This window comes from Deltaproteobacteria bacterium, assembly GCA_016219225.1.
In the GTDB taxonomy this organism is placed as follows: Bacteria; Desulfobacterota; RBG-13-43-22; order RBG-13-43-22; family RBG-13-43-22; genus RBG-13-43-22.
This window is the reverse complement of sequence record JACRBX010000247.1, coordinates 1-12,284: the sequence shown is the minus strand read 5'-3', so window position 1 is coordinate 12,284 and position 12,284 is coordinate 1. Positions and strand designations below refer to the sequence as shown.

Annotated in this window: 13 protein-coding genes; all 13 read right to left on the bottom strand. The window is 49.8% G+C overall.

Annotated elements, in window-relative coordinates; all coding sequences use genetic code 11:
* Nucleotides 1-317, bottom strand: a 317-nt coding sequence (locus HY879_20600) for a DNA methyltransferase (protein ID MBI5605741.1), incomplete at its 3' end; no start/stop codon positions are given.
* A 259-nt stretch (nucleotides 318-576) separates the two neighbouring features.
* Complete coding sequence (locus tag HY879_20595) at nucleotides 577-1,833, bottom strand: site-specific DNA-methyltransferase (GenBank protein ID MBI5605740.1); 1,257 nt, start codon at nucleotides 1,831-1,833, stop codon at nucleotides 577-579.
* A gap of 178 nt (nucleotides 1,834-2,011) precedes the next feature.
* Complete coding sequence (locus HY879_20590; GenBank protein MBI5605739.1) at nucleotides 2,012-2,380, bottom strand: type II toxin-antitoxin system PemK/MazF family toxin; 369 nt, start codon at nucleotides 2,378-2,380, stop codon at nucleotides 2,012-2,014.
* Entirely contained in the window at nucleotides 2,370-2,648 is a 279-nt protein-coding gene (locus tag HY879_20585; protein ID MBI5605738.1) for a hypothetical protein, read from the bottom strand. The genes HY879_20590 and HY879_20585 overlap by 11 nt, the downstream gene beginning before the upstream one ends.
* Nucleotides 2,649-3,043: 395 nt before the next feature.
* Complete coding sequence (locus HY879_20580) at nucleotides 3,044-3,289, bottom strand: type II toxin-antitoxin system HicB family antitoxin (GenBank protein ID MBI5605737.1); 246 nt, start codon at nucleotides 3,287-3,289, stop codon at nucleotides 3,044-3,046.
* A 276-nt stretch (nucleotides 3,290-3,565) separates the two neighbouring features.
* Entirely contained in the window at nucleotides 3,566-5,086 is a 1,521-nt protein-coding gene (locus HY879_20575; protein MBI5605736.1) for a CoA-acylating methylmalonate-semialdehyde dehydrogenase, read from the bottom strand.
* A gap of 315 nt (nucleotides 5,087-5,401) precedes the next feature.
* Complete coding sequence (locus tag HY879_20570) at nucleotides 5,402-6,946, bottom strand: MSMEG_0568 family radical SAM protein (protein MBI5605735.1); 1,545 nt, start codon at nucleotides 6,944-6,946, stop codon at nucleotides 5,402-5,404.
* A gap of 226 nt (nucleotides 6,947-7,172) precedes the next feature.
* Nucleotides 7,173-7,769, bottom strand: a complete 597-nt coding sequence (locus tag HY879_20565; GenBank protein ID MBI5605734.1) for a flavodoxin family protein — start codon at nucleotides 7,767-7,769, stop codon at nucleotides 7,173-7,175.
* Nucleotides 7,770-7,877: 108 nt separating this feature from the next.
* The gene (locus tag HY879_20560; protein ID MBI5605733.1) at nucleotides 7,878-8,636 is read right to left on the bottom strand and encodes an ABC transporter ATP-binding protein; all 759 of its coding nucleotides are present in this window, start codon (nucleotides 8,634-8,636) and stop codon (nucleotides 7,878-7,880) included.
* A gap of 338 nt (nucleotides 8,637-8,974) precedes the next feature.
* On the bottom strand, nucleotides 8,975-9,730 hold the full coding sequence (locus HY879_20555; protein MBI5605732.1) for an ABC transporter permease: 756 nt from the start codon (nucleotides 9,728-9,730) through the stop codon (nucleotides 8,975-8,977).
* Nucleotides 9,727-10,698, bottom strand: coding sequence for an ABC transporter substrate-binding protein (locus HY879_20550; GenBank protein ID MBI5605731.1), 972 nt, complete (start codon nucleotides 10,696-10,698; stop codon nucleotides 9,727-9,729). Before HY879_20550 ends, HY879_20555 begins: the two co-directional genes overlap by 4 nt.
* Before the next feature lie 63 nt (nucleotides 10,699-10,761).
* On the bottom strand, nucleotides 10,762-11,922 hold the full coding sequence (locus HY879_20545; protein ID MBI5605730.1) for an ATP-binding protein: 1,161 nt from the start codon (nucleotides 11,920-11,922) through the stop codon (nucleotides 10,762-10,764).
* Between the two features lie 90 nt (nucleotides 11,923-12,012).
* The coding region (locus tag HY879_20540; protein ID MBI5605729.1) for a (Fe-S)-binding protein at nucleotides 12,013-12,284 on the bottom strand (272 nt) is incomplete at its 5' end.

The window sequence follows — 12,284 nt, the reverse complement described above, 5'->3', positions numbered from 1 at the left end:
TCGACCTTTACGCGACTGGCAAAATTAGCCATTGGATTACTTTCAATCCCAATGCTGTGTATATTTAATTTTTTACATTCTACTAACGTTGTGCCCGTTCCACAAAAAGGGTCTAAAACAGTATCTCCCTTTTGTATTCCGAATTTTTTTATATAATCCCGAACCAGATGAGGCGGAAAAGATAAAACAAACCGATACCAATCATGCCCGGCACGGTCCTCAATTCGAAGTTTGTTATCCTCCTGTTTGAAACCATTGTCGGTATTATTATCGTCTGTGATTTCTTTAATAAAATTTTGTTGGGTCTGCTGGGCCATCTGGAGTATTTCGTTGTTTTATACAACAACTTCTCTTTAGGAATGAAGCAGAGTATAAAATAGGGAAAAGTTTTGGTCAAGGAGAAACCCCACTCCTTTGGGGGAATGAGGCTTTCAGTCATCTTTTAACCATATACGGTATCCCCTTTTTGGATAGATAAGGGTCAATAAGGCATCGATAATTCTGACAAATGGTTTACCATATCAATCCCTCAAAAGAGCAGTTGGGTGATTTCTTCATTTTTAATCTTGAGTTTCTTCATGGCTGAATTTTTTCTTTCAGGATCGCTTTGAACTTGTCATGGTATCTGAACGGGAATGTTTCGTCCAATCGGACCAGACTTGAACGGAGGAAATGGAGATTGACAAAGGTATTATTTTTCAAATACAGATAAGAAAGCAGCCGGTTGTTTTCATCATATTTTGTCTGATCAAATTTCAGGTAAACGCTCTGCCCTTTTAATTTGTCCCAAAGCCACTTCATGGCTTCCGGTTCTTTGCCGGCTTTTGATCCGATGCCGATCAACCTGACGATCGTGTCGTTACTCAGTTCCATCAGGTTAGAGGCGATCACGCGTTTCAAGCGCAAATACTGCCCTTTACCATTTCCATTTGCTTCAATTTTTGATCCGAAGGTCAACTTTCTGGGATCGATCTTCTTGTCGAATTTAACCGAATCAAGAAATATATAAGGCAGCTTTTGTATTTCCTGCTGGTAATCGACGGACACCCTTGCCGGTTTATCGATTTCTACAACGGTCTGATCAAAAATATCAGCCTGCTCAGCCCCAATTTTTTTTCTAATCACCGGTAAGAAGGACTCGTTAATCTCATATCCGATTGAGTGCCTTTGAAGATGCTTTGCCGCCAGGGAAGTCGTGCCGCTTCCCAGAAATGGGTCAAAAACCGTTTCTCCAACAAAGCTGAACATCCGGATCAATCGCCGGGGAAGTTCTTCTGGAAACATAGCCAGATGCTTATCCTGTTTCTCTCCGGGGAAATGCCAGTGCCCGGCGAAATATTCATTCCATTCTTCTACAGACAGTTGGGACTGTTCTTTCACCGCTTTGTCGACCATCGGGAGATTTCCGGGTTTTTTAAAGAGCAGGATAAATTCATAATCAATCTTAATAATTCCGTTTCGCGGATAGGGGTACGATCCCATAATCGTGGCGCCGCCAGTTGTATTGCAGGTCGTCACCTTCTGCCAGATAATGGCCCCCATATAATCGAAACCGATGGATTCACAGAATTTAATGATCTCGGTTCGAATGGGGATGACTTTGTAGCGACCGTAATAGACGGACCTGGCGAACTGATCACCGATATTGATGCAAAGGCGACAACCGCCGTGCAGGATACGGTGACATTCTTTCCAGACGAGGTTAAGATTGTTGATATATTCTTCGTAAGTATCGTGAAAACCGATCTGTTGAAGACTGTCGTAATCCTTAAGTTGCCAATAGGGCGGCGAGGTTATAATCAGATGGACGGATTCATCGGGGACTTCCGGCATCGAACGAGAATCGGCTATAAAAATCTTATGCTTATCCATTTTTTCTTTATACCCCATACAATTTATCTTTTCAATATCGAATGCAGCGTTGATCCGTAGTACAAGGAAGGTATAATCAAGCAAGTGCTATCGGTATCTAAAAGCATGCTTGGCAACTATAGAGTGGTACCCTCTCAGCCTAAGGAATATCTAAGACCGCTTTAAGGGCTTGTTCAACGGCCGCCATTTTTTTAGGGGGCATGGTCCCGACTAAATTGGCCTTTCCGGTACGGGAATCGATAAAACGCGACCGGTCCAGAGAGCGAATCTGGAAACAGAGAAAAACCGTATCTTCGGGCAAGCCGGTTTCGTTGGCGCTGACTCTTACATTGGTAGGATAGTCATGGGTGACATTAGAAGCCTTGGTTCCAACCACCACGGTAATAACCAAAGGTTGACGATTAATGGCATCAGCCGATACCACCAGAACCGGGCGATACCCTGCCTGTTCGCGTCCTTTGGTCGGCATTAACTCCACAAAATAAATTTCTCCCCGCCTAATCATCAAGGTTTAATCCGTCCTTTTCCGTCTTGAGAAACTTCTTGTTTATGCTACGGCATTCGGCAAGAATTTCAGGATCTGAGCCCATTTGATTCATTGTTTCTTCAAAGGTCCGTTTTTTGCGTCGGGCAGTATAGCTCTCAAGGGCTATGATGACCAGCCGGTTGAAATTATCCCTGATTTCGCTGGGGGCCACGGATTTTGCCTCATCCACCAATTCTTTCGGCAGAGCGATACTCCTGCGGACAAGGACAGACTTTTGTTGTGATTTCATTTAACACCTCTTTTAACACTAAAGTACACCTATTAATGGTGAAAATCAAGTAGAAAGTTAGATATGAGACTTGCCGAGGCTATCGAGTAGGTTGAAGGCGCAAAAAATCGGTGGTATGTCTATCTTTATTATACCTTGAGTTTGAAAAACTACCAAGCCTTCTGTTCCCGGACGCGTAGAAGGCTTTTCCCCCTGGTTAATGGTATAAAATATTTCCGAATCTCCGGCTTAAAAAACAAAACCCCACTCCTTATCAAGCCCTTAAAAGCAAGGGAGATTAATCAGAGGATTTTGGCAATAACATTCGGCAGTTGGTGTTCATCATTCGACGAAAAAAAAAACTTGAAAGCCGAAAATTCAAAATGGTGAAAGAAAAGGCGATCGAAGACTTCCCCTCAGGCAGCTTTCAAAGATTCTTCATTTTGGATGATAATTTTTGGATTTTCATTTTTCGGAGGGACAGGCAACCCTTGTTCTTTTAACAAGTGGACGTGTTCAATCATTCCCCATTTTGCTTTATAAAGACAATCTTCAACTGAATGCCCTATACCGGAAAAGCCCGACAAGTCAGGGGAATAGAATCCAAAATAATCAGGTTCCTTTGTTGCCTCAATTATCAATGAATAATCAAAGTCAATCATTCTAATTTCACCATCCTATTTTATTTCCGGATTCCGGCACCTTTTAATGTAGAGGTTTATAAGTTAAGAGCGATATAGTTTGTATAACATAACCGGCTAATTAGTCAAGGGAAAAATGAAAATGGGCTCAAAGCTCAATGCCCAAAGCTGAGAGAGTCTGGGGGAAATAGTTCGGAGTTCGGAGAGGGAAAAAGACAAAAAATAAGAGGAGCGTCCCTATGGGTGGCCCCGGTCAAAGCCGATCCTTTGCTTTGACCGGGGCGGATTGGAGGGGTATTATTTGCGGTTGATCGTTCCTTCCCAGGTACTGATGGTGGTTTCCTTCTTCTCCTCTTCACCAAACCAGCGCGAGGTCACACATTTTGCCTCCGTATAGAAGGCGACACCGTCGCGACCCATGATGTGCAGGTCGCCGAAAAACGAATCCTTGTGACCGGCGAAAGGGAAGTAGGAGATGGGCACGGGAATGCCCACATTCACGCCGACCATGCCGGCATGGGTCCGCCGGGCAAATTCCCGGGCGTAATGGCCGTTCTGGGTAAAGATGGCGGACCCATTGGCAAAGCGATTGGCGTTCATGATCGCCAGGCCTTCCTCGAAGTCCTGCACCCGCTTGACGCAGGTCACGGGTCCGAAAATCTCGGAGTCGCCTATGCTCATCCCCGGCTTGACGTGATCGAAGATAGTGGGACCGATAAAGTGACCGTTTTCGAATCCGGGAACGACAATGTCCCGCCCGTCAAGGACCAGTTCCGCACCCTCGGCGACCCCCTTATTGATCCACTCGATGACGGATTTCTTATGTTCGGCGGATACCACCGGTCCCAGTTCCGTATCGGGATGGTAGGCGCATCCGACCTTGCGCTGTTTGGCGAACTTGACCAGGTACCCCATGAACTCATCGGCACAGGCCTCTTCGACACAGAGAACCGGCAAGGCCATACAGCGCATCCCGGCGCATCCGAAGGTCGAATTGATAATCCCCAGGGCAGAGCGTTCCAAGGCGGCATCGCGTAAAACCAGGGCGTGGTTTTTTGCCTCACAGAGGGCCTGAACCCTTTTCCCGTGGGCCGCGGCTGTGGAGTAAACATGTAAACCCACCGAGGTGGAGCCCACATAAGAAATCCCCCGGATGTCGGGGTGCTTGAGGAGCAATCCCGCTTCATCGCGGCTGCAGGTCACGATGTTCACCACTCCGGGCGGCAACCCGGCTTCAATGAGCAACTCCAGAACACGCCCCATAGAGGTCTGGGGCGTCAAACTGGCCGCCTTCAGGACAAAGGTGTTGCCCAGGGTGATGCACAGCGGAATCATCCAGCCGAAGGGAATCATGGCGGGAAAATTGAAGGGTACGATCCCGGCAAAAACACCCACCGGTTCGCGGTACATGACGGTATCGTGGCCGGTGGAAACGTTCATCAGGGCGTCCCCCTGCATGAGCACCGGAGCGGCGCAGGCCAGCTCCACCACCTCGATACTTTTGAGGATATCCCCCCGAGCTTCATCCAGGTTTTTGCCCAGTTCCATGGAAACCGAGAGGGTCAACTCTTCCAGATGGGCATCGAGAAGCTCACGGAAGCGGAACATCAGGGCGATCCTCTGTTGTACGGGCTTGCTCGACCATCCCGGAAAGGCCGCTTTAGCCGCCGCTACGGCACTTTCCACTTCTCCAACGGTGCAACAGGGGGCCTCGGCCATAATCTCCCCGGTGCTGGAATTCGTCACCGGCATATATTTGGCGGTTTCTGATTCCCTCCACTCGTTATTGACACAATACTTTAAACGTTTGACGGCCATACCTTATCCTCCTCTACTTGATCTGTTGTTACTAATTACGCATAAGCCGAACGATGCAGCTCAATAATTTCTTCTTTGGATGACATCCGGATCTGATCAATGATCCGATCGTAAATTTTGGATGTGTTTAGGGCAGTTTGAAACAACGGTTTTTCCTGAGAAGTTTTTCGGATCGGCCTGTATCTTCCTGGATTAACAGGCCATTGATACTATTAAGTAAACCATTTAAACAAATCAAAATTCTTTGTCAAGTAAAATATTATAATATTATATTTTTTATAACTTTTAGTTGATTTGAGTCTGCGCTTAAGCTTGTTATCTGCTCCTTTTAATCAAATGTAAAACGGGGTGATTCTCCAGATCCGCCTCCATAAGCTGGTGGGGTTTTTCATGGAATGCAAAGACCGTTCCGATGGCCTTCCAGCCAAGGCGGGAGAAGAAAGGCACGTTTTCTTTTTGGATGTGGGCGGTGAATCGCCGGCAACCTTGCTTTTTGACATAGCCAACCGCTTCCCGGACCAGGAGTTCCCCGGCACCGGAATGGCGATGTTCCCTCTTTATGGCCAGCCGGCCGCCGATCCAGTGGCCTTTATTCTCATTCGGAAAGACCCGGACCGTACCGATGATCCGGCCTTCCAGTTCGGCCACCAGGTGGGTGCTCCGGTCATCGTTTTGATCAGCGTCGGTTTGCTCAAAAAGCCCCTGCTCCTTAACAAAGACCTGGTTGCGGATCTGAAGGGCCTGATCCAATTCTTCCTGGCCCCTGGCCGGATGACAAATCAAAGGGTCGATGGGCTGTTCAAAAAATCCCATGGCCGAGCAGGCCCCGCAGCGCACGCAACCGGCCTTTTGCAGGTCCATGGTCAGCCCTTTTCTTTTTAGAATTTCAGATACGGCCTCATAGATGCGGACCATTTTTTGGGGGTCAGGAGGCCGGACGGTTTCCATCATCGATCCGGGGATGGGCCGGAAAGGGACGATAAAGGGAAAGACCCCTAAGTCGGCCAGAAATTCGGAACCCGAAATCACCGAGCCTTCCCCCTCCCCCAGCCCGACGATCAAAAAACTGCTCACCTGATTAGGACCGAAAAGCTCCATGGCCTTTTTCCAGGCCTGCACATATCGCCCCAAGCCGATCCCGGCTTTGAACGGGGCCACCCTGGCGAGGACATCGAAATCAAAACTCTCGATGTGGAGACCCACCGAATCCACACCGGCCTCTTTGAGTCGGTCAAGCCCTTCCAGGTCCGACGGCGGCAGAACCTGGGCCTGGATGGGCAATCCGCTGCTTTTCTTGACGGCTGTGGCACAGCGGGCCAGATGGTCTATTTCTTCCCCGGCCTGAATTGCCCGGCCGGTAGTCAGGACCACCTGCCGGACCGAGTCCAGTTCCCTGGCATTTTGGGCCACCTCGGCCAATTGTTCGGGGGTTTTTCTGGGAATGGTTTGATGATTCTTTAAAGACAATTCAATGCCGCAAAAACGGCAGGGTTGTGCCTCTCTCCAGTTAACACAGGTTTGCAGGATGGTCGTGGCCAGACAGTCCCGACCATGAAGCAGGGCGATCCTGGAATAGGGAATATTTTCCGAGGTTTCCCAATCATAAAAACCCGGCCTTTTTATCAGGTCTACCGGACCTATGGATTGATCTCCCTTGAATAATAAAACCTGCCCCCCCTCTTCTTTTAAGCAAAAGGGCGAATCGGCCACATAGGGACCGCTATAAGGGACACAGACCGCTTTCCCGTTTAAAAGAATACTTCCACCCTCGGCCGGTCCCGCACCGCCGGACCTGTTGAGGACAGGGCCTTCATAGCGAAGGCCGAGGCTTTGGAGTTCGGTTACGATTTGCCTAAACATATAAACACAAATTAAAAATCTTATTCTGACAGGATTAACAGGATTAACATGTTTTTTCTCAGGCTCTTGAGGACCCTGAGAAACTACGATCCTTCCCACGGGAATCAGGTCTTCTTTCGGCAGAACCATTGGATTTGGCCCTTTCTTTTCTGCATGTATGATACTTCAGAAAGGCGGAAAGAGACAAAAATCCAGGTAATCCGGTAAATCCTGTCGAAAAAAAAGCTTACAGGTGCAACTTCAGGGCTACTTCAGCCACCCGTTTCCCCAGGTTTCTGGCCGTAGTGAGACCAAAGGCATCATGGCCGACCCCTTCAGGGTGCCCGCTCCAGACCGTTCCACCGAAATGAGCGGTGGGCCGGCCGTCACTGACGATAACCATGTCCTGGACCAACATGGAAGCCTGAACGGCCTGAATGGTAAGATCCTGCCCGCCATTGCGGACCCCGCCCACGGCGATGACCCCGCCCACTTTATTGTGCAGGAGAAAGCCGTTTCTGCGTAAGGGGACACAACGATCCAGAAAGGCCTTACATTGGGAAGTCATGGTTCCCAGATAGACCGGTGTGGCCACAATCAGACCGATCACGTCGGGATCGGCCAAGCCGGTTACGATGGGCCCGAAATCATCCTCCTGACTGCATTTCAATCCCTTGGCGCATTGGCCGCAGGCCAGGCATCCTCCAAATTTTAAGTCGGCCAATTCCCAAAGGGCGGTGTCCATTTCAGGCCATGTTTCTTTGACCGCCTGTAAACATTGATCCAGGGCATAAAAGGTCGTTTTTCCTTTTCGCGGGCTGCAGCTTACACCGATAATTTTCATCGTTCTTCCTTTCATTTTTTAGACAGGATTAACAGGATCTTAGAGATTTTTTTTCAGCCTTCCCGGAAGAAAGGCTGAAAAGCCCTAATCATTATCCTGTAAATCCTGTCAAAACAATTTTTGCTTTTTTAACTCCTGCAAGATGGTCCGCCGCAGGGTATTGAATTCCGGATCGGTCCGGTCTCTGGGGCGGGGGCTTTCCACCTGTAAAACCCGTTCAATGCGGGCCGGCCGGCGGGATAGGATGATAATCTGGTCGCTCAGGAAAACGGCCTCTTCCACGTTGTGGGTCACAAAGACCACCGTGTCTCCCCTCTTTTGCCAGACCGAAAGCAGGAATTCCTGCAGATCGTTGCGGGTTTGACTGTCCAGTGAGGCAAAAGGTTCATCCATCAACACCACCCGGGGGTTCATGATCAGGGTCCGGGCAATGGCCACCCGTTGCTGCATGCCGCCCGAGAGTTCCCGGGGATAGTGATCTTCGAACCCCTGGAGGCCGAAGGCCCTGATGTATTCTCCGGCCGACCGCTCCCGTTCGCTTTTATCCACCCCTTTTATTTCCAGGCCCATTTGAATATTTGCCGCAGTGGTCCGCCAGGGGAAAAGGGCATATTCCTGAAAGACCAGGCCGATCTGTTCCGTCACCTCCTGCACCTCCCGGCCGTTTAAAAACACCCGGCCACGGGAGGCCTTTTCCAGACCGGCAATAATCCGAAGAAGCGTGGTCTTGCCGCAGCCGCTGGAGCCGACGATCGAGACGAACTGCCCGGCCTCAATGGAACAATTGATGTTATCGAGAACGGGAATCCATTCCCCCGGATTTTTCCCGGGAAAAGTTTTTCCAAGATCGGCCAATTTTAAAACCAAAGAAGTACCCCTGCCTCGAATGAGCCGAAAAAATGATTAATAAAATCGTATTTGTTTAGCTTTTGAAAGCCTGTTTTCACCGCAAAGCCGCAAAGAACGCGAAGGGAGAATAATTTTTCTTTTCTGTTGAGAGGACAGAAAAGAAAAAAGCTTTCGCCGAACCTGGCACAAGTAAATTAGCCGGAGGCCCTCCGGGGCGTAGTCCCCTCCGGGACGGAGTCCAGAGCTGTTTTGTACAATCCCGCCTCTCACGGGATTGTACAAAAATGATTCTCTCTGCGTTCTTTGGGGCTTTGCGGTGAACAAAGATTCCTGTTAATCCTGTCCAAGAAATAAATTTATCGCCAACGGACGATCCGGGCTTCTACCATCCTCAGCCCCATATCGATCAAAAGGCCGATCATTCCGATGACCAGCATGCCGGCGATGATTTCATCGGGCCGTTGAATATCCCGGGCGGTCATGATCATATATCCCAGGCCATAGCCCTCCCGGACCCCGGTAAATTCAGCGGCCACCAGGGTCATCCAGCCGATGCCCACTCCGATCCTCAAGCCGACGAAGATGGAAGGGACGGAACCGGGCAGCAGGACCTTGGTAAAGATATCCTTATCCCTGGCCTGGAGGGTCCGGGCGGCCTCGATCAAGGTGGGATTGATGGAGACCACCCCGGAAATGGTATTGAGCAGGATCGGGAAAAAGGCCCCTAAAAAAATGATAAAGGCCGCTGACTGGATGCCGATACCGAACCATAAGATGGCGATGGGGATCCAGGCCAGGGGCGGGATAGGCCGGATCATTTCCAAGAGAGGGCTGATGATCATTTTTAAGCGCCTTGACCAGCCCAGCAATAGGCCCAGAGGAACAGCCAGGGCTGCGGCGATGACAAAGCCCAGTCCCACGCGGTAAAGACTGAAAAGGAGGTGGTAAGGCAAAAGGTGTCCAGGAGGCATACCCGTGGAAACCAGTTCATACAGTCCGGCCAGCACCTGGACCGGGGACGGAAGTTTATAATCGGGAATAATACCCAGAAAAGAGAGGCCCTGCCAGATCAGGACCAATAAGAGGGGTGGTAGGACCCGTTCCCGGTTCATCTTTTCAGCACATCACTCAGGATCTGAAGATGGATAAACTGGGCGGTAAAGGCCTGGACATCCTCCACCCGGATATACTTCCACTGGTTCAGAAAATGGAGATATTCCTTTTCGGCTTCGACATTCAGTAAATAGGTATATTTTACATTTTTCATGGCCAGGGAGACGGTCTTCTCATCCATGCCGGTGTATTTTATCCCGATCTGCCGGGCCTCCCCGGGGTTTTGATTGATAAAATCCGTGGCCCGCACATGGGCTCTAACCATCTTTTTGGCCTCCTCCGCCCGGCTTTCCAAAAACCTGGCATCGGCCGCCAGGACGCAGCAGGGATGGTCCTTCCAGATGGCCTGGGAGGCCATTAAGACCCGGCCGACTTCCATAGTGACGGCCCTGGCCGGAAAAGGTTCCCAGGCGATAAAGCCGTCTATATCCCCGCCCCGTAAGGCCCCAATCATTTCCGGGGGTTTGATCACCATGATGTGGGTTTGCTGCGGCGTTAAGTTTATTTGGGTCAGGGCCTTGCGGAGAAGAAAGTCCTGGACCGTGGCATGGCCGGGCACGGCCACGGTTTTGCCTTTCAGGTCCGTCATGGCCTGTAGTTTGGAGTCCTTCTTGACCACCAGGGCCGAACCCTCGCCGTTGACCTGGGCCAAAACCACCACCCTGGCCGCTTTGTTGGCCACGGCCGTGGTGGCCGGGGCCATCCCCACATAGCCCACATCCAGGGCCCCGGCGGCAAAGGCGCTCATCAATTCCGGTCCGGCCTTGAAAATACCGGCCACTTTTACGTCCAGTCCTTCCTGGGCATAAAAATCTTTTTCCAAAGCCACCCAGCAGGCCAATTGGTGGATATCGTTTTGGAGATAAGCGATGCGGATGGGACTCTTATCAGCGCCTTGCGATGGGCCATAGGTCAACAGCATCACCAGCAAAACCCCCAGGCTGACGGCGGATAATTTCAGTTTCATGATAAATAAATCTCCTCTTCCAAGGTTTGCCCCTGATGATCGGCCATTGATCCGTAAATTGAATTAACGGATGATCTTTCCGGCCCAAAGATCTTCCAAAAAAATTTTCCAGGGAAGGATTTCTATCTGGCTCGAAACTAATCGAGGTTTTGGGTCACAACTGACCAATATGCGACGCTTTGTTTTATATTCCTCACCAAAGGCAATCAGCCCTTTTAGATGGTTGGAATGGGCGAAAGGTGTTCCCTTTACTTCCAAGGCAACTTGGCAGTCGCCGAGGACAAAATCAACTTCTAATTGAGAGGCGGTCCGCCAATAGCTGATCGGGTAAAGCAACCCCGAGTATCGGGAGTGCGCGGATAATTCCATAAAAAGAAAGTGCTTAAAGGCCCTTCCAAAGAGTTCCGATCCCGGCTCGACTTGTCCACGTCTAGTCAGGGATCCGACCACACCGACATCGAATAAATAAAACCGGGGAGTCAAGATAACCCGGCGTTTGGGCCTTTTTTGAAAGGCAGGCACAAATCTTCCGATTAAGGTGTCTTCCAAAATTTGATAGTACGTCTTTACCGTTGGCAAACTGACCCCGCATTCCCGGGCGATATTAGTGAACTGGGTGATTTCCCCATTGGCTAAAGCCGCCATTTCCAAAAATCGGCTGAATCCTGGGATATTCCGGGTCACTGCCTCGGCGGTAATCTCTTCTTTCAGGTAATCTCCCACGTAGGCTTCGAGGCGTTGACGCGCCATATCGCTTGCGTAATGAGGAGGAAGCAGACCGTGATTCAGGGCCGTCATTAAGGAAAATTCGGGAATCTCGGGGAAAACCAAGGGAAAGAGTTCATAACGGACCGCCCTGCCCCCTAGAAGATTCCCATGGCCCCTTTTTAATTTCCGGGCGCTTGATCCGCAGAGAATGAATCTAATTCCCTTGTTCTCAATCAGCCAATGAATTTCGTCCAAGAGATCGGGAATCTTTTGAACTTCATCCAAAATGATGAGGCGGTCCTTTAATTCTCCACGTTTTAACAGGGACAGACATTCTTCACGGAGCAGGGAAGGTTGATGCAACAAGCGTCGATACTCCTCGGAAAGAAGCAAATCATATCGCTTTGAGTCGGGAAACCTTTCCCTGAGCAGAGTGCTTTTCCCTGTTTGGCGGGGACCCCATAAAAAACAACTGGTTTTTGATGCCAGAGATAAATGGGCTATTCTTTTAATCATGATTATTTAAATATATGTTTTAGTTTATCATGTCAAACAAAATAAAACAGAGACGAAGTTTACTCCTCGGAGAAAAAACTTTTGAAGTCCTTAGCCGGTTTTTATCAGAAGCGATTCTTCCACCAGATAACTCAAGTCCCGCATGGTGAGCGGCGATTCCAGGGCCTTGATGCCGACCTGCAAGCCGGCATAACAGAAAGGACAGGCCGAGACCAGTTCTTCGGCCCCGGTGGCTTCGGCCTCCTTAACCCGCCTTTGGGCCATCTTGTTCTGGATATCCGGATAGCCGGCCTTGAGCCCCCCCCCGGCCCCGCAACAGCGGGAATATTTCCGGCTCCGGGGCATCTCGATCAAATCCAGAC